The organism is Enterobacter asburiae (genome assembly GCF_001521715.1).
GTDB lineage: Bacteria > Pseudomonadota > Gammaproteobacteria > Enterobacterales > Enterobacteriaceae > Enterobacter > Enterobacter asburiae.
This window is the reverse complement of the sequence record NZ_CP011863.1, coordinates 116,980-143,239: the sequence shown is the minus strand read 5'-3', so window position 1 is coordinate 143,239 and position 26,260 is coordinate 116,980. Positions and strand designations below refer to the sequence as shown.

The window sequence follows — 26,260 nt, the reverse complement described above, 5'->3', positions numbered from 1 at the left end:
AAATCCTTTATGTTTTGTTATAACATAACAAAATAATATCCAGGCGAGGTTGAAAAAACAACCCCTCTCTTCTGACGATATTTTCTGGTCGCCTGAGATAAAATGAAAACCATGCCAACCACGTGCTATAACTATATCATTTCGCGGTAAAATCTTTCTCTTCAGGCAGGGAACTCAATGCCCAGGAACGGGTATACGAGGAAGGACACGACAGCATGAAAACCCGACATCTGGTCAGTCTGGTGACTGGCGTACTTATCTTTTCTGTGCTGGTCCCCATTTGCCTGAGCATCTGGCTGGCCCACCGCCAGGCGGAAGATAAATTTGCCGATGCGCTGGATAACTATGCCTCCCGCGTGCTGGTACGCACCGACAGGGTTGTGGATCAGGCAAAAGAAGCGCTCGATCACCTGCAGGCCTTTGAGGGAGTGCCGTGTAGCCCCTTGCAATTGAGGGAAATGCGCCGGGTCGCTTTCTCGTGGCGATATGTCCAGGAAGTGATTTATATCGACAACCTTCGACCGCTCTGCTCCTCCCTGGAGCAAACCAGTCATGCGTCCCCTTTCCCTCCTCCGATGCGCATTACCGAAGATGGTTACAGCGCGTGGCTGACCACGCAAAACGATCTTGGGTTTAACCGCTACATGACGGTGCTGGGAAAAGGCCACTACCTTGTCATGATCGATCCTGCCTCGCTGGTGGACGTGATCCCTTTCGGCGAGATAGCGATTGATGCCGCCCTGGTAGGAAGCGCAACGCACCGCATATTCGCCAGCAGCAGCAAGCTCGACTCTCACATCCGCGACATGGTTCAGGAGCGGGGTGTGAAAAGCGTGCAGTACAACGGTTCAATGTACGTCATGAAGTCTGTACCTGAGCTTGGATTTACCGTCGTCGCATGGGCAACGCTCAAACCGCTCGCTGAAACCTGGCACCGGCAGCTTCTTTTCTGGTTACCGTTCGGCATGTTGATAAGCCTGCTCGCCGCACTGTTTGTCCTGCGGATCCTGCGGCGTATCCAGTCGCCGCGCAATCGCCTGCTTGACGCCATTAACAGCCGGGATTTTGTAGTCCACTATCAGCCCATCGTGGCGCTCTGTAGCGGAAAAATTGTGGGCGCCGAGGCGCTGACGCGCTGGCCCCAGCCGGACGGAAGCTGCCTCTCGCCGGATATTTTTGTCCCCCTTGCCGAGCAAACGGGGCTCATCTCGCAGCTGACTCAGCTCGTCATCGAAAAGGTGTTTGAAGATATGGGCCACTGGCTGCAACGCTATCCGGATCAGCATATCTCCATCAACCTCGCGCCTGCCGATTTAACCTCCGGCATCCTGCCGCCTCTGCTGAGTCAGCTCCTGAATAAGTGGCAAATCCATCCCCGACAAATCGCCCTTGAGCTCACCGAGCGGGGCTTTGCCGATCCCAAAATTAGCGCACCGGCTATCGCCGCATTCCGTCGTTCGGGCCACCCTGTCTATATTGATGATTTTGGCACGGGCTATTCCAGCCTGAGCTATCTGCAGGATCTGGATGTCGACACGCTAAAAATTGATAAATCGTTCGTGGATGCGCTGGAGTATCCAAACGTGACGCCGCACATCATTGAAATAGCCAAGTCGCTGAAGCTGGCGATGGTAGCGGAGGGCGTCGAAACCGCAGGGCAACTCGCCTGGCTGCACCGCCACGGCGTGCAGTACGGTCAGGGATGGTTTTACAGTAAAGCGCTGCCAAAGACGGAATTTATTCTTTGGGCAGAAAATAACCTCGGCACGCACGCTACTTAAGATAGGATTTCATCACCCGCAACACCACGTCAAGATCGGCTTCACGCTGCGCTTCTTCAGGCTCTTTCACCACATGATCGGTTAAATGCCCTTCGATCACCTGCATCATCATGCCATTGACCGCTCCACGGATCGCCGCCAGCTGCTGTAACACTTCGGCGCATTCGTGATCGCTGTTGAGCATTTTTTCCAGCGCGGTGCTCTGCCCCTGAATTTTCTTCAGGCGAGTCAGTAACATCTTCTTGTCGCGAACGGTATGTGACATCTCTGTATCCCTTATTTTTTGGCTTTTAAAGCATATCACGCTCTACTCCCCCTGAGTATTTTTCTACTGGGGGGGTAGTATCGAGCTACTGGGGGGGAGTAGTATCTCCGCACGCTTTCCACTCCGGAATTTCCAATGACCGATTTTGCTTCACTCCTTCAGCAGGGCAATGCCTGGCTGTTTGTTCCCAGCGCTATCCTGCTCGGTGCGCTACATGGCCTGGAGCCGGGCCATTCAAAAACAATGATGGCCGCCTTTATTGTGGCCATCCGCGGCACGCTGAAACAGGCGGTGCTGCTCGGCCTGGCGGCCACGCTCTCCCATACGGCGGTGGTCTGGCTCGTTGCGATGGCGGGATTATGGTTTGGTCGGGGCTGGGATGCACACACGTCCGAACCCTGGTTCCAGCTGATCTCCGGGGTGCTGATCGTTGCGATCGCCCTGTGGATGGCGTGGCGAACCTGGAAAGAGAGCCAGCCGCACGATCATCATCATCACGACCATGATCACCACCACGACCACCATGACCATGACCATGACCATGACCACCATCATGATCATCATCACCACGAACACTCGCTGGTTGAAGAAGAGTGGCAGGACGCCCACCAGCGCGCTCACGCGCAGGATATTAACCGGCGCTTCAGCGGTCAAAATGTCACCACCGGACAGATCGTAATGTTTGGCCTGACCGGCGGGCTTATCCCCTGTCCGGCGTCCATCACCGTGCTGCTGATCTGCCTGCAGCTGAAGCATTTCGCCCTCGGCGCGATGCTGGTGTTCAGCTTCAGTATTGGTCTGGCGTTAACGCTGGTCGCTTCCGGCGCGATTGCCGCCTTAAGCCTCAGGCACGCGACCAAACGCTGGCCCGGGTTTAGCGAATTATCCCGTAAAGCGCCGTGGATCTCCGCTGCGCTGATTACCGTAGTAGGGATTTACATGAGCCTGCATGGCCTGAGCGGCATTCTGGCGTAAGACTGCGGCCACGCTCTGTGGCCGCATCTTCATGGTCAGCTAAGGGTTCTGCTGCCAGCTGAAGGTATAGCGAAGCTGACGTGTCTGCAGGATGAACTCCGGCGAGACGCTGGGGCTCCAGGAGTCGTCGCCACCCACGCCCATATGGAACGCATCGAGGTTGAGCCAGCATCCCGGCTCTTCCCGCAGCAGGTGATGATGGGTGGTCTCACGCAGCTGCTGCTGGCTATAGCGGCTCACCGAGAAATGGAAACGGCCGTTCAGCTGATGCGTTCCCACCACAAGTTCCCGGGTATCGCAGCGCAAACCATTTTCCGTCGGGAAGATATACGGCGTGTGCATGGCCTCGAGAGGTAACGTCCAGCGCCCCTGCTGCGCCGCCAGCTTTCTGTCCGGGTAGTTTTCATGCGGCCCCAGACCCAGCCAGTGAACGTTTTCCGGCGTTTCGGCGAGATGAACCCTCAGGCCAAGGCGCGCGGGCTCAGGGATATCAGACGCAACATCAATCTGAATGTCACCATGCAGAACGCCCATATCGTCCACCCGCCAGACTTTACGGCTCATGAACAGGGCTTTGCCGCGATACTCAAGCACGTGCTGGGTTGTGACCACCACGTCGCCTGCGTGCTGCTGTGCCTCACAGTGCAGAACGCGCGAGGTGAGATCGTACATGCCCGCCGCTTTCCAGCGTTCAACCCAGGCGTTCGGATCGATCTGCGTCGCTTCACTCACGCCAATGTCGTTATCCAGCGGCGCGCGGCTGACGTTATCCGTCAGAGGTGAAAGGAGCGTTTCAACGCCGTTTCGCCACCATTGGGACAGGTTTCCGGTTGCGCGATCGAACTGCCAGCGCTGTTGACGATGGACGATCTCCAGGTGGAGATCGCTTTGCGTTAACACCGGCGGCTCGCCCGCCGGGGCTGGCGGAGCAATAAAGAGGGGAGCCGGAAGCGGCCACTGCTCCCACGCGCAGCGATGGTCAGCCGGAGACCACGGCGTTGCCCGCGGCTGGCGTACCTCAACGTTCAGCCAGACCTCACCCGGCCCGGCTTTCAGCGCCGGCAGGTCAATCTCCAGACGCTGGTTGCCTTCAGGCGCCATCGCCAGCGTCACCTCGCCCGCGGCCAGCACTTCCCCGTCCCGGGCAACCGTCCAGTTCAGCACTTCGTTATCGGTGTGGCGGAACAGGTAGCCGCTTTGCACCTCAATCACCAGCGGAGAGGTGCTGACCCGCGTAAAGGTAAAGAACTGCTGGGCGCGCTGCGCCTCGTACAGCGCCGGGTGCGGCGTGCGATCGGGGAACACCAGCCCGTTAAGACAAAACTGCCGATCGTTCGGCTTATCGCCAAAATCTCCGCCGTAGGCCCAGAACGTATTGCCATCGTTGTCCCGTTTCGTCAGGGCCTGATCGACCCAGTCCCAGACAAACCCGCCCTGCAGGCGAGGATGGCTGCGAAACGCTTCCCAGTATTTCGCAAACCCGCCGAAGCTATTTCCCATCGCGTGAGCGTATTCGCAGAGGATCAGCGGGCGCGTTTCGTCCGGCATGCCGATCCATTTCTTGATTGACCATTTAGGCACCGCCGGGAAGGGCTGATCCCGATCGACCCGGGCGTACATCGGACAGACAATATCGGTCGCCGCCGTGTTCGCGCCGCCGCCTTCATACTGCACCGGACGCGTAGGATCGGTGGTTTTCAGCCAGCGGTACAGCGCATCGTGATTCGCGCCGTGGCCCGACTCATTGCCCAGCGACCAGATGATAATCGATGGGTGATTACGATCGCGCTGCACCATGCGGGTCACGCGCTCGCTCATGGCGGGCAGCCAGCGCGGATCGTCAGCAAGGCGGCTCATCGGCACCATGCCGTGCGTTTCGATATTGGCTTCATCAACGACGTACAGCCCGTATCGGTCGCAAAGCCGATACCACAGCGGATGGTTAGGGTAGTGCGAGCAGCGCACGGCGTTGAAGTTGTGCTGCTTCATGATTTCGATATCGCGGCGCATGGTCGCTTCGTCCATCACCTGCCCGTTTTCCGGGTGATGCTCGTGCCGGTTAACCCCGCGGATCAGCAGCGGTTTACCGTTGAGCTTCAGCAGCCCATTGCTGATGTCAACGCGGCGGAAGCCCACGTCGCACGCCTCAACCTCCAGCACCTCACCCTGCGGGTTAAGAAGCGCAATCGTCAGGCGATACAGCTCCGGCGTTTCAGCGCTCCAGAGCGCGGGCTGGTCAACGGGGAGCGCCGCCGTTAAGCGCTCTGCCCAGCTGCCGCGCTCGTCGACGATGGCAGATCCTGGACGCCGGGAGACGCTGGCGCATTTTTCCCCATTGCGCCACAGGGTAAAGGCCACCTCGCAGTCCGCAAAGCCAGCGCCTGCCAGCGTGACATCAACCTTCAGCAACGCGCGGTCCAGCTCCGCATTCAGATCCGTCACGACGTGATAATCGGCAATCTGCGTCTCGGGTTTATGCAGCAAGGTCACATCGCGGAAGATGCCGCTCATGCGCCACATGTCCTGATCTTCCAGATAGCTGCCGTCGCACCAGCGCAATACCATGACCGCAAGGCGGTTCTGCCCGGGGCGTAATGCCCCTGAGAGGTCAAATTCGGCGGGCAACCGGCTGTCCTGGGAATAGCCCATCCACTGACCGTTGCACCAGAGATGGAACGCCGAGTTCACGCCGTCGAAGATGATGCGGGTCTGGCCGCTCTGAAGCCAGGCGTCATCCACCTCAAATGTGAGCGAGTAACAACCGGTCGGGTTTTCCTGCGGCACGAAAGGCGGGTTAACGGGGATAGGATAGGTGACATTGGTATAGATCGGCGTGTCGAAACCCTGCATCTGCCAGTTAGACGGCACGGGCATCGCAACGGCATCCGCGCAATCTTCGGTTACCCATGCCTGAGGAACCCGCTCCGGCGCGGTAAAGTAGCTAAACCGCCATAGCCCGTTGAGAACGTTCCTGCTGGCGGATCCGGCGTCCTCTCTTGCCGAGGACTCATTGCGCCAGCTGTGCAACGGCGCGTGTGAGGCCAGGCGGTTCCACTGGGTGACGCCCGGATTTTCCCAGTCCCGACGGGCCAGAATGGCGCTGAGGGTCAGCGGTGAAGTGGTGGACATAGTAACCTCTTTGCGAAGCGCTCACAATTTTGGTTAACATGCCCTGGCACCCGGCAACGGTAAAGCGTTCAATCGCGGGGTAGCGAGTCCGATCACAAAGTTTTATTTGCGGGCAATCTGCTCGGCAAGGAGTGCCAGACTTCTGAGCTGCTGCGCCAGATCCTCGCGTTCGGCCTGCTTAGGGTTGCGCCGCGCGCTGGAATGACGAGTAACCAGCGTCACCGGCAGCTGAACCTGCCGGCACGCTTCGCCCCCGGAAGACGCCAGCAGCCACTCCACGCTGCGTTCGCCCGCCTCGCGAAACGCCTGACGAATGGTCGTCAGCGGCGGGGAAAACCAGGCGCTGTCGGCCGTATCGTCAAACCCGACTACCGAAAGCTGACCAGGGATCGCAATCCCTTTTTCCGCGCAGGCGCGCATCACCCCGAGCGCCATCTGATCGTTCGCCACCAGAATCGCGTCCGGTAATACCGCACCCGACAGCAGCACGTGTCCCTTCTCGTAACCGCTGGCCGCGCTCCAGTCACCGTAGGCCACAGCCGCCGCGTTAAGACCCGCCTGCGCCAGCGTCGCTTTCCAGCCTGCCAGGCGCGCCCGTGCAGAGACCGAGCTCTCCGGCCCGCTCAACAGGGCAATATTCCGATGCTCCAGTGAAAGCAGATGCTCAACGCCCAGACGCGCCCCCTGCTCCGCGTTAAACACGAGGCTGTTTACCCGCGCTGAGGGCGCCACATCGAGGAACAGCACCGGGACGGGTGACGCCAGCGCCCCGAGCTCTTCGGCGAGCGGATCGTCAAGCGGCACATTCACCAGCAGCGCGTCCACCCGCTGTGCCAGCAGCGTCTGAAGCGCGGCCTGACACTGCTGGGGTTGCTCCACCATGGAAATCAGGACGCTCGCCCCCTGTTCCGCCGCACGCGATTTGACCGCCGACACAATTTGCGAAGGCGCGTGCAGGGCCAGGTCGGTGGTGATGAGGCCCAGCGTACGGGTGCGTTTTCCCGCCAGCTGCTGCGCCCGAAGGTTAGGAACGTAGTGCAGCTCCGCCATCGCCTGCTGCACCTTTTCTCGCGTGCGGGCAGACACATGTTCCGCGTCGTTAATGACGCGGGAAACGGTCTGATAAGAAACCCCCGCAAGGAGGGCGACATCATAGAGAGTGATTGCTTTCATGCTTTCTGGCATCGCGATTTTCGAAGCGTCTATTCTGGCACAGCGACGCCGTTAAAACATGTGAGCGCTTCGCAAAATTAAACAACCCGCTCCGGCTGCGGTATTTCGGCAATGCGTGGCTTCTGGCGAAACCAGGGCAGACAGAGCTGGATAAGCGGGCCAATGGTCAGAGCATACAGTACGGTTCCCACCCCAAACGTGCCGCCAAGCACGCACCCAATCAGCAGAACGGACACCTCAATTGAGGTACGCACGCTGCGAATGGACCACCCCAGCCGGGCGTGAATGCCGGTCATCAGACCGTCGCGCGGGCCTGGCCCGAAACCGGCTCCGATGTACATGCTTGTCGCAATCGCGTTCATCACGATGCCCGACACCAGGAAAGCGATTCGAACAGCTAGCGAATCCAGTTCCGGGATAAGCGCCATGCTGGCGTCCGCCGCCAGACCGATACAAATCACGTTGCTGATCGTGCCAAGGCCCGGCATCTGGCGCAGCGGGATCCACAGCAGCAGTACCGCAGCGCCGACTAAAATGATCACCGTCCCGATAGTCATCCCCAGCTGCATCCCCACCCCAAGGTGAAATACATCCCAGGGATCGACACCCAAATCGGAACGAATAAACATCGCGGTGGAAAGACCATACAGTCCTAAACCGACATAGAGTTGTAGCAGACGACGTACCATTTTTATCTTCTCCAGTGAACCAGGCTTTCATCCTGACCTAAAATGGCACTATGATTAATGTCCAGTTTTCAAATAGTGGACTGCATATGTCATCACGTCGCTTCGGAAGCCAGTCTCTGGTACGCCTTTTAGGCCACTGGCAGCAAGCCTCATCCCGCACCCCGCTCTGGCGACAGCTGGCCGACGCGCTGCGTCTGTTAATCCTTGATGGACGTCTGGCACTGAATACCCGGCTGCCGGGCGAGCGTGAGCTGGCCACGGCGCTGGACGTGAGCCGAACCACCGTCAGCAGCGCGCTCGCCCACCTGCGTGAAGAAGGGTACCTTGAAAGCCGCCACGGCAGCGGGTCGCGGGTCATTCTCCCTGACACGCGCGCCGTTCCGACCCTTTCCGCGGCGAGCGCCGCACTGGATCTCTCCACTGCCGCCCTGAATGCCGGGCCGGAGATCCATCAGGCTTATGCCCATGCGCTCACGGCCATTACTCCGCATCTCTCGCTGACGGGCTACGATCAGCTTGGGCTGCCGACGCTGCGGGAGGCCATCGCTGCGCGCTATACCGCGCGGGGTCTTCCCACCCGCGCAGACGAAGTGATGGTGGTCAATGGCGCCGTCAGCGGCTTAGCGCTGGTGCTGCGGATGATGACCGGGCCGGGGGACCGCGTCGTGGTCGATCACCCCACCTATCCGCTGGCGATTGCCGCCATTCAGGGGGCGCAGTGTCGGCCAGTCGGGGTGTCGCTGCCGGAAACCGGCTGGGATACGGATGGCTTCGCGGCAACGCTTGCCCAGACGGCGCCGCGCCTGGCCTACCTGATGCCAGATTTTCATAATCCGACCGGGCGCTGTATGGATATCGCCACCCGTCAGGCCATCACGGATATCGCAGCCCAAACCCGCACGGCGCTGGTGGTAGATGAAACAATGGTGGATCTCTGGTTTGATGCGCCTCCCCCGCCGCCGCTGGCCGCCTTTAACCCGCAGGCCACCGTCATCACCTTAGGCTCAGCCGGAAAAAGCTTCTGGGGCGGGCTGCGTCTCGGCTGGATCCGCGCCTCATCGCGCATCATCGCCACGCTTGCCCAGACGCGGGATACCCTGGATTTAGGCTCGCCGCTGCTCGAACAGCTGGCAATGCAGTGGCTCATTAACAACAGCGAGACGTTTCTGCCCGCACGCCGGAAGATGCTTGCGGAACGGCGCGATCGATGCGGTGACCTGCTGCGCGAACATTTCCCGGAGTGGAAATTCCACGAGGCGGAAGGCGGGCTCTCTTACTGGATAGAGCTTCCGGGCATGCTGGCGACACAGCTTGCAGCGCGGGCAGAAATAATCGGGATTAACCTGGGAACCGGGACGCGATTTGGTTTATCAGGGGCGTTTGACCGCTATTTACGTATGCCCTTCTCGCTGGAATCGACAGAGCTTGAGCAGGCGTTGCTGAGGATCAAACCGTTATGGCTCGCCCTGAATAAAAACGTGCCATCGTTAAAACGCAGCGTGATCTAATATTAAAATATTTGAAGCAGATCATAAAATAAAAACTGCTGACTGTAACATATGCAGTCAGCAGTTTTCACTGGTCAGGGTTTAATGCTGAGGAGGAATAGGAAAGCCTTTTAGTGAAATAACGAAGTTATCACCGTCTTTCTTAATTTTTGCACCGGTATCACACCAGTCAGACGCAATTCGAAAGAACTCATCGCTTCCAACATTCCAGCCAAGACGTACATGCTTCACGTAGCCTGAACGCAACAGATCGCAGGCCTCGTTGTAGTCACTGGCGGTTGACAGTTGTTGTTTCATTTTCTCTTCTTCAGAATTTTACGTAGAGCCTTGATTTCTTTAGGAGTAAATGGAGAAACACTCTCTTCTTCCGTATGCTGATTATCAATATCCTCTTCCGATACTCCCGCCTCTTCTACTGCTTCGAATGCCAGCAGCAGCAGTTTCTCTGTCGTCACGCTTAAATTCTCGTTATTGACTTCTGCATAATGGCGAAGCCTTTCTTTTAGCGCGTCATCAATCTTAACGTTTAATACAGCTGTAGCCATGTTTGTCACTTCCCTTCGGAACAAGTACTTTATTTAATACACGAAGTTAACAATGTTATCCAGATATATATTTTTTCGAGTTATGGAAGAAAATAACCGTCCAATTATAAAATGACAGTCTATTATTACAGGTTTATGACAATAATATTTCAATGCAATGAAATATATATTACACGATATAGGCGTAATTTTATTGTGGGATAGCGGTTTAAGTGGAGAGGTGAAGCAGGGAGATTTTATGAGGGCCAGAAATGGGTGGGGGCCCTGCCAGCTACATCCCGGCACACACGTCGTCTGCCCTGGCTGCTTCCTTCCGGACCTGACCTGGTGAACAGAGTAGCGTTGCGGGAGAACCAACAGAGCCCCCATTGAGAGCGTTGATAACCAACGCGCTGGCGCATTATCCCTGTGCTAAAGCCCAATTGCAAGCGACCAGCAACCGGATGCTGGTTTCTTGCGCAATGAGGCGCAGCAATCAAGAAGATCTTCGTTTACCATAGCTTTCCAAACACTCTCCACAGGTAAAGGTATGGACGAACACGACTCCTTTCCACAGCGCGTATGGCAAATCGTGGCCTCAATCCCGGAAGGCTACGTCACCACCTATGGTGATGTCGCGCGTCTGGCCGGTTCCCCGCGCGCGGCGCGACAGGTTGGCGGCGTCCTGAAACGGCTGCCGGAAGGCAGTACGCTGCCCTGGCATCGGGTGGTGAATCGTCATGGCGCCATTTCGCTCACCGGGCCGGATCTCCAGCGTCAGCGTCAGGCGTTACTTTCAGAGGGTGTGCAGGTGTCAGGATCGGGTCAGATCGATTTGCAGAAATTTCTCTGGGTGTATTGACCCCTCTCCCGGAGGAGAGGGGAAATGCAGAAATTACATCTGAGTCGGCGGGGTTGGCAGGGACGGCTGATTGGTTTGCGGTGCGACCGGCACTTCGGTCTGCTGTACCGGCACCAGGTTCAGGTCGACTTTGGTCCCGCCGTTGTTGATCGCTTCCTGGACCGTATCGGTGATAAAGACCAGCTTGCCGTTGATGGTTACCGCTGCGCTCAGCAGGATACGGGCGTTAGGCTGCACGTCCGACGGGTTATACGGCAATACGAAGCTAAACGGCGCCTGCTTGCCTTCAGTACGAACGGCGCGCTGAGCCACGACTTTCGACGGCGCGTCAGCCAGAGAAGCATCAGACAGCGTTACTGTTAATACCGCATCCGGCGGCAGCGCAACTTTCTGTTTAATCCAGATGGTACCGGAAACATTAGGCTGCTGAATGGATTGCTGCGAAAGGGTATTAATCCCGTTCGGGTCTGCTGCTGGTACCGGCACCTGGGCACTCTTACCGGCACAGGCGGACAACGCCACCGCAATAGCTACACCACTTAGCATGGGCACGAGTTTCATTGAAGTCTCCTTATCAATGCACCAGCGGGATCGATCCCATCCGATGTCGTTTCAATCACATAACGTATCCAAGTGTGGCACAGATCACCGATTTATGCCTGAAAACGTGCCGATATTCAGATTATTCTACCCATCGGACCACTTTCATTTCTGCGTTATACTCTGCCTATCTTTCGCTACGGCGTTTATTGAGGACAACTATGAGTCAGGCACTGAACAATCTGCTGACGTTACTAAATCTGGAAAAAATTGAGGAAGGACTCTTTCGCGGACAGAGCGAAGATCTCGGCTTACGTCAGGTTTTCGGGGGGCAAGTCGTCGGACAGGCACTGTACGCAGCAAAGGAGACTGTCCCGGCAGACCGTCTGGTGCATTCATTCCACAGCTATTTCTTACGCCCTGGCGATAGCGCAAAACCGATTGTGTATGACGTGGAAGTCCTGAGAGACGGCAACAGCTTCAGCGCTCGCCGCGTTGCGGCCATTCAGAGCGGCAAGCCGATCTTTTACATGACCGCCTCTTTCCAGGCGCCGGAACCGGGCTACGAGCATCAAAAAGTGATGCCGTCAGCACCCGCGCCAGACGATCTAAAATCAGAGACCGATATCGCTCGCGCGCTGGCGCATCTGCTTCCGCCGCAGGTCAAAGAGAAGTTTCTCTGCGATAAGCCGCTGGAGATCCGCCCGGTTGAGTTCCACAACCCGATGAAAGGCCACCCCGCCGAACCGAAGCGCCAGGTCTGGATCCGGGCTAACGGGACCGTGCCGGAAGATTTCCGCGTGCATCAGTACCTGCTGGGGTATGCGTCAGATTTCAACTTCCTGCCGGTGGCGCTGCAGCCGCACGGCGTCGGGTTCCTTGAAAAAGGGATGCAGGTCGCGACGATCGATCACTCCATGTGGTTCCACCGTCCGTTCAACATGAATGAGTGGCTGCTTTACAGCGTGGAGAGTACGTCAGCGTCAAGCGCGCGCGGGTTTGTGCGCGGGGAGTTTTATACTCAGGACGGCGTGCTGGTCGCTTCTACGGTGCAGGAAGGGGTAATGCGTAATCGCGGGTGATTGTGTACGGCCTGATGCCCTCACCCTGCCCCTCTCCCTCCGGGAGAGGGAATACACATTAAAAACGGCAACCGAAGTTGCCGTTTTGCTGTTTATTATGCGTTATACGCATTCTCGCCGTGGCTGTTGACGTCCAGACCTTCGCGCTCCTGCTCTTCCGGTACGCGCAGACCAACCGTCATATCCGCCAGCTTATAGCCAATGAAAGCGACTACGGCAGACCAGACAACGGTGATAGCAATACTTTCCAGCTGCACAAGCACCTGATGAACCATGGTCACGCCTTCTGCGTAGCCCACGCCACCGAGCGATTTGGCAGCAAAGATACCGGTCATGATACAGCCGACGATGCCGCACACGCCGTGCACGCCAAACACATCGCATGGGTCGTCAAGGCGCAGCACACGTTTCAGTGCGGTCACGCCCCACAGACCCGCCAGACCAGACACCAGGCCGACCAGCAGCGCGCCGCCTACGCCGACATAACCACACGCTGGCGTAATGCCAACCAGACCGGCAATGGCACCCGAACAGGCACCCAGCAGTGACGGTTTACCGCGTACCGCCCACTCGCCAAACACCCAGGAGAGGATTGCACCCGCCGTGGCCACAACGGTGTTCACGAAGGCCAGCGCGGCGATTTCGTTTGCTGCACTTGCCGAGCCGGCGTTGAAGCCAAACCAGCCAAAGTAGAGGATAGCCGTACCGGTAAACACCATCGGCAGGTTGTGCGGTTTGAACGCTTCTTTACCGAAGCCCACACGTTTGCCAATCAGGTAGGCACCCACCAGACCCGCTACCGCGGCGTTGATGTGTACAACGGTACCGCCCGCGAAGTCCAGCGCGCCGTGCGTTGCCAGCAGACCGCCACCCCAGACCATATGCGCAATCGGCACATAGGAGAGCGTCATCCAGACCACCACGAAGATCAGCACGGCAGAGAAACGAATACGCTCGGCGAGCGCGCCCACAATCAGCCCGACGGTAATACAGGCGAAGGAGCCCTGGAACGCAACGTGAATGTACTGATAGAAACTGCCCATCAGCGCGGTCAGCTCAATATTTTTCAGCATCACCCAGTCGAAGTTACCAAAGAACGCATTGCCCGTGCCGAACGCCAGCGAGTAACCGTAAACCACCCACAGCACGCAGACCAGTGCGAACGTCACGGCAACCTGCGTCAGCATGGAGAGAACGTTTTTGCCACGGATCAGGCCGCCGTAGAACAGCGCAATGCCCGGAATTGACATGAACAGCACCAGCGCGGTGCTGATCATCATAAAGGCGTTATCGGCTTTGTCGACCACCGCAGGGGTAGCAGCCAGCGCCAGGCCCGGCAGCAGTGCCAGCGAACCCAGACCCGTTTTGAGTGTTGCTATCTTCATTTTCTCGATCCCTATCACTGTGTGCCAGGAGTTACTTACAGAGCCGCTTCGTCAGATTCGCCGGTACGAATGCGAATGACGCGCTGCAGTTCGGCAACGAAAATTTTGCCGTCGCCAATTTTGCCGGTATAGGCCGCTTTGCTAATGACATCAATGACTTCATCAAGCTGATCGTCAGCAATCGCGACATCAATTTTTACTTTTGGCAGGAAGTTAACGCTGTATTCCGCCCCGCGATAAAGCTCGGCATGACCCTTCTGACGACCAAAGCCTTTCACTTCGGTGACAGTCAGTCCCTGAATACCCATTGAAGACAACGCTTCACGCACGTCTTCGAGTTTGAATGGTTTGATTACAACCGTAACCAGCTTCATAGATCCCCTCCAGTCAGAATTCGGTAATGGCCGTAGCTTACGCAGAAGGTATTGCAAGGGGTGTGCCAGAAATGAAAACGAGGGGGGAACAACGGTGCGATGAGCGTTACACGGTTCTGTTAAACGCGCAGGTGAAAAAAAACGCACCATGCCGGTGCAGGGTGCGTTTCAGTTTTGCACCAACAGGAATGACTGTTAGCGCGACGCCTCATTTTAGTGCATCAGGCGCTAAGCGACTCTTCATCACGTACGCTGGCCGCCAGCTCTTCGCCCGCCAGCTGCAGCTGGTACATCTGCCAGTAGCGCTCTTTTGCTTCCAGCAGTTCACGGTGCGTACCGCGTTCAACGGCCTGTCCGCGATGTAGCACCAGAATGGTATCGGCCTCGACGATGGTGGAAAGACGGTGGGCAATCACCACCAGCGTGGTATGGTCGCGTACCGCGGCCAGCGCCTGCTGGATGGCCTGCTCGGTGCCGGAGTCAATACTGGCCGTGGCTTCATCCAGAATCAGAATCTGCGGCGTTTCAATCAGCACCCGCGCCAGCGCCAGGAGCTGCTTTTGCCCGACGGAGAGATTGTTCCCCTGCTCGCCCAGTTTGGTATTGATCCCATCGCTAAACCCGCGCGCCAGCTCTGCCAGCTGCACTTTCTCCAGCACGTCCCACACCTGCTCCTGGGAGTAGTCTCGCCCCAGGGTCACGTTGGCGTAGAAGGTATCGGCCAGCACGACCGGATCCTGCTGCACCATCGCGACGCCTTTACGCAACACGGTGTGGCTGAGAGACGCGAGCGGGCGCCCGTCGAGGCGGATTTCGCCGTGCGTGACCGGGTAATAGCCCATCAACAGGCTGGCAAGCGTGCTCTTACCGCTGCCGGTATGCCCCACCAGCGCCACGAAACCGCGCGACGGAACGTCAAGCGTGATGTCCTGCAGCACCAGCCGGTCTTCGCGATAGGCAAACGAGACGTTATCAAAGGCGATACTCCCGCTTTGCAGAGGCCGCTCGTCATTGCCGTAGGCCTGGCGCGGCCTGTCCATCAGCTCAAACACGCGTTCACCGGCAACTACCGCCTGCTGCAGCATCGATTGCTGGGTGGTGAGCTCGATCAACGGCTCGTTAAGACGCCCGAGATAGCTGATAAAGGCGTACAGCACGCCCACTTCAATCGTACCGTTTGAGCTTAGCCCGAAGAGCATCAGCAGCCCGCAAAGCACCAGCGCAGAGAAAAGGCTGAGCAGCGGACGCAGCAGGAAACCGTCGAGGCGCAGCGTCTGCATGCGCGCCATGTAGTGCGAACGGCTGGCTTCACCCATGCGTTCGCCAAAGCGCGCCTGCTGGCGGAACTGCTGGATGACGCTCATGCCGTTGATCACTTCGTTGAAGCCATCGTTGATGTCGGCCAGATACGCGCGCACCCGACGCACAATCGGCGTGCTGTAGCGCTGGTAAATGACCATGACAATCAGCACCGCCGGGAAAATGGTGATCGCCACCAGCGCCATGCGCCAGTCGAGGCTGAACATCGCCACCAGCATCGCGCCAATCAGCGCCGCGCTGCGCAGTACGGTTGCCACCACGGTGACGTACAGATCGCGGATCACCTCGGTATCGTTGGTCACGCGTGAAATCACCTGCCCGACCGGCTGGATATCAAATTCGCTGAGCGGCTGGCGAAGCGCCGCGTCCATCACATCCGTACGCAGCTGCTGAACAACGCCCACGGCTGCACGGTTAAACAGCAGCGACTGCGCATAGTGCAGCCCTGCTGCCGTCAGCTGAAGGCCAACGTAGGCCACGCCTAAGCCCGCCACCAGCCCCAGCGGCAGATAGCTTTTGGCGACCATGTTGTCGATAAAATAGCTGATGAGCAGCGGACCGCTCACTTCAGCAATCGCCGCAATCCAGAGTAAAAGCACGGCCACGGAGAGCGGTTTACGCCACGGCGAGCCGTAGGCCAGCAGACGTTTGAGCGTCGGCCACATCGTTCCAATCTTACGCATTGGCGGCCTCCTCATTCTGCTCCGGTGTATCGTCCAGCGCCGCCTCAAGCTGTTGATAGCGGTAAATATCGCGATACCAGCCCGGCTGCTCGGCAAGCGTTTCATGCTGCCCGCGCTGGGCAATGTGCCCGTGCTGTAAGACCACAATTTCGCTGGCTTCGGTGAGCGCCGACAAACGGTGGGCGCTGATTATCACCGTGCGTCCGTCGCCCCACTGGCGCAGGTTATGCAGGATCTGATGCTCGGTACGGCCGTCCACGGCGGAAAGCGCATCATCCAGGATCAGAATTTCAGCGTTCAGCAGCAGCGCGCGGGCAATCGAGATACGCTGCTTTTGCCCGCCGGACAGCATGACGCCGCGCTCCCCGACTTCCGTTTCGTAGCCCTGCGGCAGACGCAAAATGTCATCATGTACGCTGGCCAAACGCGCCACATGTTCAATCTCGTCCTGCGTTGCCGCAGGACGTCCGAGGGCAATGTTGTTTGCCACCGTGTCCGAAAATAAAAACGGCGTCTGGCTGACGACCGCCAGGCGACCGCGCCACTCGTCCAGCAGCAGTCTGGTCAGGGGAATATCGTGGAAGCGGATATCGCCCTCGGTGACGTCAAAGTGGCGCTGAAGCAGAGAGAGCACGGTACTTTTGCCGGATCCCGTCGGGCCGCAGATGCCCAGCATTTGCCCTGGCTGCAGGGTAAAGCTGACGTTCTCCAGCACCGGATGCTCCGTATGCGGATAGACAAACTTGCGGACGTCGACGGTCATGACGCCGCGCCCTTCCGGTACGGCCTCGCTACCGTCGATGACCACCGGCGCTTCGGCCAGCATGGCGCGAATGCGGCTGTAGGCGGCGCTGCCGCGCTCCACGATGTTAAACATCCAGGCCAGCGCCAGCATCGGCCAGATCATGAGACCCAGATACATCGCAAAGCTGGTCAATTGCCCCAGGGTAAGCGTGCCCTGCACCACCATCCAGCTTCCGCCGCCAATGGCCAGCATATTTGCCATGCCGATTGCGATATAAATCGTCGGGTCAAAACGGGCGTCGATACGCGCGACGCGCATGTTTTTCGCCCCCGTGTCTGCCGCATCGGCGGCAAACAGCGCAGACTGCCGGTCTTCCAGACCAAACGCTTTGATCATGCGGATGCTGGTCATGCTCTCCTGGGTGCGATCGTTCAGAGATGAAAACGCCGCCTGCGCCAGCTTAAAGCGCTCGTGCAGCTGTTCGCCATAGCGATTGATCGCCAGCGCCATGATCGGCATCGGCAGCAGAGCGAGCAGGGTCAGCTGCCAGCTGATCTGCGTGGACATCACGATCAGCACCGCACAGCCCATCACCAGCGAGTCCACCAGCGTCAGCACCCCTTCCCCGGCGGCAAAGACCACGCGATCGACGTCGTTTGTCGCGCGGGCGATGAGATCCCCGGTGCGATGACGCAGATAAAATTCGGGATGCTGTCGGCTCAGCTGGCGGTAAAAATCTTCACGCAGCTCAACGGCCAGCTGATAGGACGCGCCAAACAGCAGCACGCGCCAGACGTAGCGCAGCAGATAAACAATGACGGCCGTCAGCACCAGCGTGCCGACCCACATCAACACCCGTGCGGTGGTGTAATGCTGTTCGGTGACGCCATCCACGACGTACCCCACCACTTTCGGCGGGATCAGCTGCAGGATGGCAATGATAATAAGCAGGAATACTGCGCCGAGGTAGCGTTGCCACTCCCGACGAAAGTACCAGCTTAGTTGGGCAAATAATCGCACGCGGTTTGTTCCTGAAGGTATTTTACGAAGTTATTCAATAGGTAATGCTGTGGTGTATTTAATCTGTTCCATGGCGAAGCTTGAGGTGACGTCCGACAAACCCGGTACGCTGTTCACCAGCCGCTTGTAGAAATCATCATAGCGCTTCATGTCGGCCACCTGGACGCGCATCAGGTAATCATACTCTCCGGCCATACGCCAGAAACCGAGCACCTCGGGCATCTCAGACACCTGAGTAACGAAGCGGCAATACCACTCGCTGCTGTGATGCTGGGTTTTTATCAGCACAAATGCCGTCAGCCCAAGCCCCAGTTTTTCGGGATCTAACAGCGCGACGCGCCCCAGAAGAATGCCGTCATCTTCCAGCTTCTTTAGGCGCTTCCAGCACGGGGTGGTGGTCAGATTAACGGCATCTGCCAGCGCCTGCAAAGAGAGGGTACAGTCATTTTGCAGCAATGAAAGGAGCTTGCGGTCAATTTTATCTAGCATACCCACCTCACAGAGAAAATTTTTCTCTCTTCATTCTATTTTAAAGGCCAGATAGCAACAATTTTTTCTGTGCTTTTCGCTATCCTAGGCACAAAATGACAAACGGATAACGATGATGAATAGCACCTGGGTTAAACATGCGATCAGCGAAATCAATGCCGACTATCAGCGCTCGGCGGATACGCACCTGATTCGCCTTTCCCTGCCCGGATTTGACGGCATTCAGCTCTATCTGAAAGATGAAAGCACCCATCCCACCGGTAGCCTGAAGCATCGCCTGGCGCGCTCGCTGTTTTTATACGGTTTATGTAACGGCTGGATCAAAGAAGGCACCACCATCATAGAATCTTCATCCGGTTCAACGGCGGTGTCCGAAGCCTATTTTGCCCGCCTGCTGGGCCTGCCGTTTATCGCGGTGATGCCGTCCTGCACCGCAAAACGCAAAATCGAGCAGATCGAATTTTACGGCGGTCACTGCCACTTTGTGGAAAGCGCCTGCGAAATCTACGCCGCCTCTGAAATGCTGGCCCGTGAGCTGAACGGCCACTATATGGACCAGTTCACCTTCGCCGAGCGCGCGACGGACTGGCGCGGCAATAACAACATTGCCGACAGTATTTTCCGCCAGATGACCCACGAACCGCATCCGGTTCCGTCCTATATCGTCATGAGCGCCGGTACCGGCGGCACGTCAGCCACGATTGGACGCTATATCCGCTGTCAGGGCTACGATACCCAACTGATGGTGGTTGACCCGCAGAACTCCGTGTTCCTCGACTACTGGCAAAACCGCGATGCCGGTCTGCGCAGCCCGGTAGGCAGTAAAATTGAAGGGATTGGCCGCCCGCGCGTGGAGCCCTCTTTCATCCCCGACGTCGTGGATGAGATGATGCGCGTGCCGGATGCTGCAAGCGTGGCAACGGCGCACTGGCTGGAAACGCAGCTGGGGCGCAAAGTGGGTGCATCGACGGGCACCAATATGTGGGGCGCACTGCAGCTTGCCGCCCGTATGCGCGAAGAGGGCCGCACCGGCTCCATCGTCACGCTGCTGTGCGACAGCGGCGAGCGTTATCTCGATACCTACTACAACGCGGAGTGGGTGCAGGCCAACATCGGCGATATCGCCCCGTGGAAAGCGCAGATTGCACAGCTTGTGAAATAAAAAAAGCCAGACCTAAGTCTGGCTTGCTGGAAGGGTCTCACTATTCGGGGGAATACGGGAGGTTGTTGTTGTCCAGCCAATGTGTCAAAAAATGGGACACTGCTTCATTGCGGCAGTGGCCAATAACCGGCAGATGGGGAAGTTCTGCTTTCAGCTGCGCCATCGCATTCCCCATGATCAGACCGCGACCTACGCTACCCAGCATTTCGCGGTCGTTCATGGCGTCACCAAACGCCATACACTCCTGCAGCGTTAAGCCCAGGTGGTCGCTCAGCACCGCCAGAGCGGAGCCTTTGTTACAGCCCACCGGCAGCACTTCCAGACAATCCACCGCCGAGAAGGTCAGGTGCGCCCGGTCGCCCAGCGCCTCATTCAGTTGAATCCTTAAGCGGCACAGATCGTCGTGATCGCCGCAGAAGCAGATCTTAGTTACCGCATGGGCGGGGATCCGACGCAGATCGATAAGCTGGTATTTAAAGCCGCTGTAAACATGCGCGTGCAATAATTCCGGGATTTCGCTTCCGGTAAACCAGCCCCGATCGTTAAAGACGTGGATACTGGCCTGCGTGTCCCAGGTGCTGTGCAGCACGATATCCGCCACTTCCGGGTTGAGATCCTGTCGGTGCAGCACATCGCCTTCTACGGAGTGAATTCGCGTCCCGTTGCCGGTGATCAGAAAGGCGTCGAGGGAAAACGCCCCCAGCAAATGGCGCATCTCCAGCACATGACGTCCGGTGGCAAACGTCAGGGTGACATTACGCTCGTGCAGGCGCTTCAGCGTGTTCAGGGTTTTTTCCCCTAAACGGTGATCCGGCATTAACAGCGTACCGTCCATATCAAATGCAGCGAGCCGAGCCATGATTACTCCCGAAATGTGATGCGGTTAACTTGTGCATCAGTATCGTGTGAGATATACGGAAGTAATAGTGAATAGATGATAATTATTGTTCCGGGTTTCTTATGCGCCAGCTCAATCGACTCAACCAGTATCACCGCCTCTGGCAGCCTTCCCTGGGTGCAACGCAACAGGTCACCATCAGCGAGCTTGCCGCCCGCTGTTTTTGCAGCGAGCGGCATGTCCGAACCCTGCTGCGCCAGGCTCAGGAGGCGGGCTGGCTCAGCTGGCGAGCGCAGTCTGGCCGCGGTAAGCGCGGTGAGCTAACGTTCCATGTCGCCCCGGAGTCACTGCGCAATGCGATGATGGAAGAGGCGCTGAAAAGCGGGCAGCAGCATAACGCGCTGGAACTGGCCCAGCTTGCCCCTGAAGCGCTGCGGTCATTACTGCATCCTTTTTTGGGCGGGCAGTGGCAAAACGACACGCCGACGCTGCGCATTCCCTACTATCGCTCGCTGGAGCCGTTTCAGCCGGGGTTTTTACCGGGCCGGGCAGAGCAGCATCTGGCGGGACAGGTCTTCTCAGGCCTGACGCGTTTTAACGGTAACAGCAGTGAACCCGCGGGCGATCTGGCGCATCACTGGGATGTCTCTGATGACGGCCTGCGCTGGCATTTCTACATTCGCTCCACCCTGCACTGGCATAACGGCGATAAAATAGAAACGGCGCAACTCCAGCGAAGTCTGACAGCGCTGTTGACGCTTCCTGCCCTGCGCACTCTGTTTCAGAGCGTCTTATGCATTGAAACAACGCATCCACAGTGTCTGACGTTTACGCTGCATCAACCGGACTACTGGCTGCCGCACAGGCTGGCAACCTACTGTAGCCGTCTGGCGCATCCCGACCATCCTGCGGTTGGCAGTGGCCCGTTTCGGCTGGCCGGCTTTGAGCCCGACCTGGTTCGTCTGGAAAGCCATGAGCAGTATCATCTGAGCCATCCGCTGCTCAAAGCCATCGAATACTGGATCACTCCCCAGCTTTTTGATTACAGCCTGGGCACCAGCTGTCGCCACCCGGTGCAAATCGCGATCGGCGAGGCTGACGAGCTGGAAAGTCTGCGGCTGGTAAGCAGCAGCACCAGCCTGGGGTTCTGTTACCTCACGCTAAAACAGAGCGCGCGCCTGAGTGAGATCCAGGCAAAACGGCTTATCAATATCATTCATCTCTCCAGGCTTCTCCACACACTTCCGCTAAACGAAGGGCTCATCACGCCCACCCAGGAACTGCTTCCCGACTGGACAATCCCCGAATGGCCTGATCTATCGGACGTAACCCTCCCTGAGGCGTTGACGCTGGTTTACCATCTCCCTGTTGAGCTTCACACCATGGCCAGCCAGTTGAAGGCATACCTGGCGCTACAGGGGTGTGAACTGACCGTCATCTTTCACGACGCCAAGACGTGGGACGGATGCCTGGAGCTTGCCGATGCAGACATCATGATGGGGGACAGGCTAATTGGCGAAGCGCCGGAATATACGCTTGAACAGTGGCTGCGCTGCGATGCCCTCTGGCCGCACGTTCTTAGCGCTCCGGCTTACGCTCATCTGCAAGCCACGCTGGATGCGGTACAGACTCAGGCCGAGGCTCGGGATAGACACGCGGGGCTGCAAGCCATCTTCAACCGGCTAATGGAGAGTGCGGTGCTGACGCCACTCTTTAATTATCAATACCAAATTAGTGCTCCGCCTGGCGTGAATGGTATACGCCTCAACACCCGCGGCTGGTTTGACTTTACCGAAGCCTGGCTGCCCGCGCCTAAATCGTGAAGAAGCTGGTCGCCGTCGTGGTCAGACGGTAACATAACGTTTTTATCGTAACAGTCGAGATGATTTATGAAACGTGCCGTCGTCGTGTTCAGCGGAGGACAAGACTCTACTACCTGCCTGGTTCAGGCCCTTCATCAGTACGATGAAGTTCACTGTGTCACTTTCGATTATGGTCAGCGTCATCGCGCTGAAATCGACGTTGCTCGTGAACTAGCCCTGAAACTGGGCGCACGCGCGCACAAGGTGCTGGACGTTACGCTGTTAAATGAACTGGCCGTGAGCAGCCTCACCCGCGACAGTATCCCGGTACCTGACTACGAACCCGATGCCAGCGGCATTCCAAACACCTTCGTGCCGGGCCGTAATATCCTCTTCCTGACCCTGACGGCGATCTACGCCTACCAGGTAAAGGCCGAAGCGGTGATCACGGGCGTGTGCGAGACCGACTTCTCCGGCTACCCGGACTGTCGTGATGAGTTCGTGAAGGCGTTAAACCACGCCGTTAATCTGGGGATGGCGAAAGAGACGCGGTTTGAAACCCCGCTCATGTGGCTGGATAAAGCCGAAACCTGGGCGCTGGCGGACTACTGGGGCAAGCTGGACCTTGTTCGCAGCGAAACGCTCACCTGCTATAACGGTATCAAAGGCGACGGTTGCGGCCAGTGCGCGGCCTGTAATCTTCGCGCTAACGGGCTGAACCATTATCTCGCCGATAAAATCGGCGTAATGGCCGCGATGCAGAAAAAAACCGGGCTTAAATAGGGCTACTTGACCGTGCTGTCGCAAACAGGTATCGACAGCACGAGTACGCCTTGACATGTCTTACGCGATCATCAACTCCAGCTTTTCCCGCAATTCCCCTTCCAGCGGTAGCGCTTTCTGCGTTTTCAGATCGATACAGACAAACGTGATCAGCGCATCTGCCACCACCTGCCCTTCTGGATCGAGCGTCACCACCTGGCTTAACACCCCGCTTTTGCCATTGATCTGTTGCACCTGGCTGGTGACCGTGAGCACATCACCCAGCACGGCCGGACGTCGGTAGTTGATGTTGATATTGACGACCACGAACGCGATGTTGTGCGCGGTCAGCCACTGAAAGCTTTCGCTGTTTTCCAGCCCGTCCCAGCGCGCTTCTTCAAGAAACTCAAGATAGCGAGCGTTGTTCACATGCTGATAAACGTCGAGATGAAAACCGCGTACTTTGATTTTTGTCTGCATAGCGCAATAGCCTTTACTGTTATTGTAGGAAGAGAGGTCATAACTGGTATGACCTCTTTATCCTGGCAAAATTTTGCCGCAGTGCAAGAAATTGCGTAATTACAACGTCAGGTGTGAGAGGTTGCGCTCAACCAGCGCGCTGCCCATGCCCGGCACCTGCTTGAGATCGTCGACCGTTTTGAAAGGACCATACTCTTCGCGGTAGCTGACGATGGCCTGCGCTTTTTTCAGGCCCACGCCATTCATCGCGCGGGCGAGATCTTCCGCTGAGGCCGAATTGATACTGACCCGCGTACCGTCATCATCCGCACTTTTACCGGCGTCTGTCGCTTTGGTTTGCCCTTGCACCGGCGCTGCCGCGTCGGACTTGCTCTGGGTAGCTTGTGTTTTGGCGGCGGGGGCTGACGCCATCGCACCCGCACTCATCCCGGTGGTGGCAATAGCCAGCGTAATTAACAGTGCTTTGATTCCACATTTCATGCTGTTATCTCCTTGTTTGTTGACAGCCACGTCACGATATCCGCCAGTTAAAACCGGCACAAACAGCAGATTGCAGAAATGGAAAAGGCCGCGAAAGCGGCCTTTAGTTTTTGCAGAGCGTTACGAAAAACTGCGAGCAGACACGTAATTACTGCTGCTGAGTCATCACATCACCCAGCTTGATTTTGGCTTCTTTACGCAGGTTGCTCATCATGGCTTCGAAGGCAATCTGAGCATTGTTCTGGGTAATCCCCTGAACCATCGCTTTCTTCTGCGCTTCTGGCAGGGTACCGGCTTTCACTTCATCCAGCGCCAGCAGAACGACGTTACCCTGCGTATCGGTGGTGGTACCGAAGCTTGGCTTGTCCTTCGCAGGCAGAGTCAAACCAAACGCGGCCTGGCTGATTGGGTCCTGGCCGGTACGGCTCAGCGTTTTCGCTTCACCGAAGCTCAGGCCAGCCGCTTTCAGCGCATCTTCTTTACCCGCTTTCAGGTCAGACAGAATCTTCTCAGCATCCAGTTTCGCCTGCTGTTCCGCTTTGTTGTGCTTAACCTGAGCGACAACCTGATCCTTCACTTCCGCCAGCGGTTTGACCGCTTCTGGCTTGTGTTCGCTGACGCGCAACACAAACGCACGATCGCCGTCGACGGTAATGATGTCAGAGTTACTGCCCGGCGTACCGTTCTCACCCACCAGACCACCGTTGAAGATGGCATCAGAAACCGGTTTGAAGTTCAGCTCTTCCGGAAGGTTGTCACGACCAAACCAGCCCGTCTCAACCGCCTTCACGCCCGCCGCCTGCTCTGCACCTGCCAGAGATTCGTTATCGTTGCTGGCAGCATCGCTCACCTTCTGCTGCAGCGCGTAATAGGCATCCAGCGCTTTTTCCTGTTTCACTTTCGCCGCGATATCATCGCGAACGTCAGCCAGCGGCTTGGTTTTCGCCGCGGTGATGTCGTCCAGACGCACGACCAGGAAACCAACGGAAGACTTAATGACGCCTGAAAGCTGACCTTTCTCTTTCAGACCGGCATTTTTCAGCTCGTCAGGGGTGGTCGCGTCTTCCAGCCAGCCCATATCACCGCCGTTTTTCGCAGAGATAATGTCGGTGGATTTCGCTTTCGCAACGGTCGCGAAATCAGCGCCTTTGTTCAGCTCATCCAGCGCCGCTTTAGCATCGGCCTCGGTTTTCGTCTGAATCACGCTGTAGCGGTTACGCTGCGGCTGAGTGAACTGATCCTGATGCTGATCGTAGTAAGACTGGATTTCAGCATCAGACGCGGTTTCCTGCAGCGCGGCCGCATCCAGCTTGATATAGCTCACGCGGAACTGCTCTGGAGAAACAAAGGAATTCTTGTTCTGCTCGTAGTAAGCGTTAACGTCAGCATCGCTCACCTGCTGTTTCGCCGCCAGGGCGTTCACATCAATGGTCGCTTCGCGTACAACACGCTGCTGCGCCACCAGCGCGGCCAGTTCGTCCGTTTCACCTTTGAGCATGAAATCGGTGCCAACGACGGCATTGATGAGCTGCTGGGTGGTCAGCTGGTTACGCAGCGCCTGAGCGTACTGATCGGCCGTCATCCCCATCTGATTGACGATGCTGTTGTAACGCGCATTGTCGAATTTACCGTTAGACTGGAAGGCTTGCGTGGAGAAGATGGCTTTTTTCACCTGCTCATCACTGATGCCAAGGCCCAGTTTTTTGGCATACTGATCAAGCAGCGCTTCGTCGATAAGACGGTTCAGTGTCTGTTGGCGCAGGGTCTTCATGTACCCTTCGTTCGCCGCCAGTTCAGAGAATTGGTCGCCCAGCTGTTGCTGCATACGGTTACGTTCACCGGCAAAAGCGTTCTCGAACTGACCACGGCTGATTTCCTGGCCATTCACTTTTGCGGCGTAGTTTGCGCCACCGCCAATAAGGTAACTGCTCACGCCGGTCAATATGAACGACACGATAATGATACCGAAAATAATCTTGAGCACGAGACTGTTAGCAGCCGTGCGTAAGCTGTCCATCATGGTGTAACAACACTCCGCTGTAGGTGACTGGTTACCTGACGCTGACGGAAAATCCTGCCCGTCGCGCGTGAAGGCGTATTGTGACAAGAAAACGGGGCGATTGTCAGCCCACAACTCGCATAAACTCGCACAAATCAGGTCTGGACAAACAAAAAAGGCACATCAAATGATG

The 26,260-nt window shown here is 57.3% G+C and carries 24 protein-coding genes and 1 other RNA gene; 8 read left to right on the top strand and 17 right to left on the bottom strand.

Annotated features, from left to right (window positions below; all coding sequences use genetic code 11):
- The first annotated feature begins 215 nt into the window (after positions 1-215).
- Positions 216-1,781 carry an EAL domain-containing protein gene (locus ACJ69_RS00680; RefSeq protein ID WP_059346261.1) on the top strand — a complete coding sequence of 522 codons (1,566 nt, stop codon included), beginning with the start codon at positions 216-218 and terminating at the stop codon, positions 1,779-1,781.
- Here ACJ69_RS00680 and ACJ69_RS00675 read toward each other — a convergent pair.
- The gene (locus ACJ69_RS00675; protein WP_029741968.1) at positions 1,774-2,046 is read right to left on the bottom strand and encodes a metal-sensing transcriptional repressor; all 273 of its coding nucleotides are present in this window, start codon (positions 2,044-2,046) and stop codon (positions 1,774-1,776) included. The genes ACJ69_RS00680 and ACJ69_RS00675 overlap by 8 nt on opposite strands.
- 135 nt (positions 2,047-2,181) lie before the next feature.
- On the opposite strand from ACJ69_RS00675, the gene ACJ69_RS00670 reads away from it, so the two are divergent.
- Positions 2,182-3,021: a nickel/cobalt efflux protein RcnA gene (locus ACJ69_RS00670; RefSeq protein WP_054829746.1), complete on the top strand. Its 840-nt coding sequence runs from the start codon at positions 2,182-2,184 to the stop codon at positions 3,019-3,021.
- 39 nt (positions 3,022-3,060) lie between these two features.
- Here ACJ69_RS00670 and ACJ69_RS00665 read toward each other — a convergent pair whose 3' ends face one another.
- From ACJ69_RS00665 to yczE, 3 genes are all read right to left on the bottom strand, one after another.
- Positions 3,061-6,150: a beta-galactosidase gene (locus ACJ69_RS00665; protein WP_059346260.1), complete on the bottom strand. Its 3,090-nt coding sequence runs from the start codon at positions 6,148-6,150 to the stop codon at positions 3,061-3,063.
- Positions 6,151-6,252: 102 nt separating this feature from the next.
- Positions 6,253-7,323 carry a LacI family DNA-binding transcriptional regulator gene (locus tag ACJ69_RS00660; RefSeq protein WP_038417619.1) on the bottom strand — a complete coding sequence of 357 codons (1,071 nt, stop codon included), beginning with the start codon at positions 7,321-7,323 and terminating at the stop codon, positions 6,253-6,255.
- 77 nt (positions 7,324-7,400) lie between these two features.
- On the bottom strand, positions 7,401-8,012 hold the full coding sequence (gene yczE, locus ACJ69_RS00655; RefSeq protein WP_029741628.1) for a membrane protein YczE: 612 nt from the start codon (positions 8,010-8,012) through the stop codon (positions 7,401-7,403).
- 86 nt (positions 8,013-8,098) lie between these two features.
- Here yczE and yczR point away from each other — a divergent pair, with 86 nt between their 5' ends.
- Positions 8,099-9,520: a MocR-like transcription factor YczR gene (gene yczR, locus ACJ69_RS00650; RefSeq protein WP_059346259.1), complete on the top strand. Its 1,422-nt coding sequence runs from the start codon at positions 8,099-8,101 to the stop codon at positions 9,518-9,520.
- A gap of 81 nt (positions 9,521-9,601) precedes the next feature.
- Here yczR and ACJ69_RS00645 read toward each other — a convergent pair whose 3' ends face one another.
- The 3 genes from ACJ69_RS00645 to ffs all read right to left on the bottom strand — a co-directional run bounded on the left by ACJ69_RS00645 (position 9,602) and on the right by ffs (position 10,424).
- Positions 9,602-9,817 carry a hypothetical protein gene (locus ACJ69_RS00645; RefSeq protein ID WP_023310588.1) on the bottom strand — a complete coding sequence of 72 codons (216 nt, stop codon included), beginning with the start codon at positions 9,815-9,817 and terminating at the stop codon, positions 9,602-9,604.
- On the bottom strand, positions 9,814-10,065 hold the full coding sequence (locus tag ACJ69_RS00640; protein ID WP_029741630.1) for a hypothetical protein: 252 nt from the start codon (positions 10,063-10,065) through the stop codon (positions 9,814-9,816). Before ACJ69_RS00640 ends, ACJ69_RS00645 begins: the two co-directional genes overlap by 4 nt.
- 262 nt (positions 10,066-10,327) lie before the next feature.
- Positions 10,328-10,424: signal recognition particle sRNA small type (gene ffs, locus ACJ69_RS00635), an RNA gene on the bottom strand.
- 170 nt (positions 10,425-10,594) lie between these two features.
- Here ffs and ACJ69_RS00630 point away from each other — a divergent pair.
- Positions 10,595-10,906, top strand: a complete 312-nt coding sequence (locus ACJ69_RS00630) for an MGMT family protein (RefSeq protein WP_054829745.1) — start codon at positions 10,595-10,597, stop codon at positions 10,904-10,906.
- Between the two features lie 33 nt (positions 10,907-10,939).
- Here the strand turns inward: ACJ69_RS00630 and ACJ69_RS00625 are convergent, their stop codons facing one another.
- Positions 10,940-11,467 (bottom strand): YbaY family lipoprotein, encoded by a 528-nt coding sequence (locus tag ACJ69_RS00625; protein WP_029741632.1) that lies wholly within the window; start codon positions 11,465-11,467, stop codon positions 10,940-10,942.
- Positions 11,468-11,667: 200 nt separating this feature from the next.
- Between ACJ69_RS00625 and tesB the strand changes: the two genes are divergently transcribed.
- Entirely contained in the window at positions 11,668-12,528 is an 861-nt protein-coding gene (gene tesB / locus ACJ69_RS00620; protein ID WP_059346258.1) for an acyl-CoA thioesterase II, read from the top strand.
- 95 nt (positions 12,529-12,623) lie between these two features.
- Here the strand turns inward: tesB and amtB are convergent, their stop codons facing one another.
- From amtB to ACJ69_RS00595, 5 genes are all read right to left on the bottom strand, one after another.
- Positions 12,624-13,913 carry an ammonium transporter AmtB gene (gene amtB, locus ACJ69_RS00615; RefSeq protein ID WP_059346257.1) on the bottom strand — a complete coding sequence of 430 codons (1,290 nt, stop codon included), beginning with the start codon at positions 13,911-13,913 and terminating at the stop codon, positions 12,624-12,626.
- A gap of 35 nt (positions 13,914-13,948) precedes the next feature.
- Positions 13,949-14,287, bottom strand: a complete 339-nt coding sequence (gene glnK, locus ACJ69_RS00610) for a P-II family nitrogen regulator (protein WP_008503304.1) — start codon at positions 14,285-14,287, stop codon at positions 13,949-13,951.
- Positions 14,288-14,508: 221 nt separating this feature from the next.
- A complete protein-coding gene (locus tag ACJ69_RS00605; RefSeq protein WP_054829744.1) occupies positions 14,509-16,290 on the bottom strand; it encodes a SmdB family multidrug efflux ABC transporter permease/ATP-binding protein in 1,782 nt (593 codons plus the stop codon).
- Positions 16,283-18,055: a SmdA family multidrug ABC transporter permease/ATP-binding protein gene (locus ACJ69_RS00600; protein ID WP_059346256.1), complete on the bottom strand. Its 1,773-nt coding sequence runs from the start codon at positions 18,053-18,055 to the stop codon at positions 16,283-16,285. Before ACJ69_RS00600 ends, ACJ69_RS00605 begins: the two co-directional genes overlap by 8 nt.
- A gap of 30 nt (positions 18,056-18,085) precedes the next feature.
- Positions 18,086-18,544 carry an Lrp/AsnC family transcriptional regulator gene (locus tag ACJ69_RS00595; protein WP_023310581.1) on the bottom strand — a complete coding sequence of 153 codons (459 nt, stop codon included), beginning with the start codon at positions 18,542-18,544 and terminating at the stop codon, positions 18,086-18,088.
- A 112-nt stretch (positions 18,545-18,656) separates the two neighbouring features.
- Between ACJ69_RS00595 and ACJ69_RS00590 the strand changes: the two genes are divergently transcribed.
- A complete protein-coding gene (locus tag ACJ69_RS00590; protein WP_220131464.1) occupies positions 18,657-19,706 on the top strand; it encodes a PLP-dependent cysteine synthase family protein in 1,050 nt (349 codons plus the stop codon).
- Positions 19,707-19,746: 40 nt separating this feature from the next.
- Here ACJ69_RS00590 and cof read toward each other — a convergent pair whose 3' ends face one another.
- On the bottom strand, positions 19,747-20,565 hold the full coding sequence (gene cof, locus ACJ69_RS00585) for an HMP-PP phosphatase (RefSeq protein WP_032661517.1): 819 nt from the start codon (positions 20,563-20,565) through the stop codon (positions 19,747-19,749).
- 101 nt (positions 20,566-20,666) lie between these two features.
- On the opposite strand from cof, the gene ACJ69_RS00580 reads away from it, so the two are divergent.
- The gene (locus ACJ69_RS00580) at positions 20,667-22,367 is read left to right on the top strand and encodes an SgrR family transcriptional regulator (RefSeq protein ID WP_059346254.1); all 1,701 of its coding nucleotides are present in this window, start codon (positions 20,667-20,669) and stop codon (positions 22,365-22,367) included.
- Positions 22,368-22,433: 66 nt separating this feature from the next.
- Positions 22,434-23,129: a 7-cyano-7-deazaguanine synthase QueC gene (gene queC / locus ACJ69_RS00575; RefSeq protein WP_029739901.1), complete on the top strand. Its 696-nt coding sequence runs from the start codon at positions 22,434-22,436 to the stop codon at positions 23,127-23,129.
- Positions 23,130-23,189: 60 nt separating this feature from the next.
- On the opposite strand, the gene ACJ69_RS00570 is transcribed toward queC, so the two are convergent.
- From ACJ69_RS00570 to ppiD, 3 genes are all read right to left on the bottom strand, one after another.
- The gene (locus ACJ69_RS00570) at positions 23,190-23,588 is read right to left on the bottom strand and encodes a YbgC/FadM family acyl-CoA thioesterase (RefSeq protein ID WP_024906822.1); all 399 of its coding nucleotides are present in this window, start codon (positions 23,586-23,588) and stop codon (positions 23,190-23,192) included.
- Positions 23,589-23,687: 99 nt separating this feature from the next.
- Positions 23,688-24,068: a helix-hairpin-helix domain-containing protein gene (locus ACJ69_RS00565; RefSeq protein WP_047648556.1), complete on the bottom strand. Its 381-nt coding sequence runs from the start codon at positions 24,066-24,068 to the stop codon at positions 23,688-23,690.
- 148 nt (positions 24,069-24,216) lie between these two features.
- Entirely contained in the window at positions 24,217-26,088 is a 1,872-nt protein-coding gene (gene ppiD / locus ACJ69_RS00560) for a peptidylprolyl isomerase (RefSeq protein WP_033144773.1), read from the bottom strand.
- Positions 26,089-26,260 lie beyond the last annotated feature (172 nt).

Coding starts and splice junctions, on each gene's coding strand:
- ACJ69_RS00605 (WP_054829744.1), bottom strand. CDS start 16,290: ATGCGTAAGATTGGAACGATGTGGCCGACGCTCAAACGTCTGCTGGCC.
- ACJ69_RS00680 (WP_059346261.1), top strand. CDS start 216: ATGAAAACCCGACATCTGGTCAGTCTGGTGACTGGCGTACTTATCTTT.
- queC (WP_029739901.1), top strand. CDS start 22,434: ATGAAACGTGCCGTCGTCGTGTTCAGCGGAGGACAAGACTCTACTACC.
- cof (WP_032661517.1), bottom strand. CDS start 20,565: ATGGCTCGGCTCGCTGCATTTGATATGGACGGTACGCTGTTAATGCCG.
- ACJ69_RS00595 (WP_023310581.1), bottom strand. CDS start 18,544: ATGCTAGATAAAATTGACCGCAAGCTCCTTTCATTGCTGCAAAATGAC.
- ppiD (WP_033144773.1), bottom strand. CDS start 26,088: ATGATGGACAGCTTACGCACGGCTGCTAACAGTCTCGTGCTCAAGATT.
- glnK (WP_008503304.1), bottom strand. CDS start 14,287: ATGAAGCTGGTTACGGTTGTAATCAAACCATTCAAACTCGAAGACGTG.
- yczE (WP_029741628.1), bottom strand. CDS start 8,012: ATGGTACGTCGTCTGCTACAACTCTATGTCGGTTTAGGACTGTATGGT.
- tesB (WP_059346258.1), top strand. CDS start 11,668: ATGAGTCAGGCACTGAACAATCTGCTGACGTTACTAAATCTGGAAAAA.
- yczR (WP_059346259.1), top strand. CDS start 8,099: ATGTCATCACGTCGCTTCGGAAGCCAGTCTCTGGTACGCCTTTTAGGC.
- ACJ69_RS00675 (WP_029741968.1), bottom strand. CDS start 2,046: ATGTCACATACCGTTCGCGACAAGAAGATGTTACTGACTCGCCTGAAG.
- ACJ69_RS00570 (WP_024906822.1), bottom strand. CDS start 23,588: ATGCAGACAAAAATCAAAGTACGCGGTTTTCATCTCGACGTTTATCAG.
- ACJ69_RS00590 (WP_220131464.1), top strand. CDS start 18,657: ATGATGAATAGCACCTGGGTTAAACATGCGATCAGCGAAATCAATGCC.
- ACJ69_RS00640 (WP_029741630.1), bottom strand. CDS start 10,065: ATGGCTACAGCTGTATTAAACGTTAAGATTGATGACGCGCTAAAAGAA.
- ACJ69_RS00670 (WP_054829746.1), top strand. CDS start 2,182: ATGACCGATTTTGCTTCACTCCTTCAGCAGGGCAATGCCTGGCTGTTT.
- ACJ69_RS00665 (WP_059346260.1), bottom strand. CDS start 6,150: ATGTCCACCACTTCACCGCTGACCCTCAGCGCCATTCTGGCCCGTCGG.
- ACJ69_RS00660 (WP_038417619.1), bottom strand. CDS start 7,323: ATGAAAGCAATCACTCTCTATGATGTCGCCCTCCTTGCGGGGGTTTCT.
- ACJ69_RS00625 (WP_029741632.1), bottom strand. CDS start 11,467: ATGAAACTCGTGCCCATGCTAAGTGGTGTAGCTATTGCGGTGGCGTTG.
- ACJ69_RS00565 (WP_047648556.1), bottom strand. CDS start 24,068: ATGAAATGTGGAATCAAAGCACTGTTAATTACGCTGGCTATTGCCACC.
- ACJ69_RS00630 (WP_054829745.1), top strand. CDS start 10,595: ATGGACGAACACGACTCCTTTCCACAGCGCGTATGGCAAATCGTGGCC.
- amtB (WP_059346257.1), bottom strand. CDS start 13,913: ATGAAGATAGCAACACTCAAAACGGGTCTGGGTTCGCTGGCACTGCTG.
- ACJ69_RS00645 (WP_023310588.1), bottom strand. CDS start 9,817: ATGAAACAACAACTGTCAACCGCCAGTGACTACAACGAGGCCTGCGAT.
- ACJ69_RS00580 (WP_059346254.1), top strand. CDS start 20,667: ATGCGCCAGCTCAATCGACTCAACCAGTATCACCGCCTCTGGCAGCCT.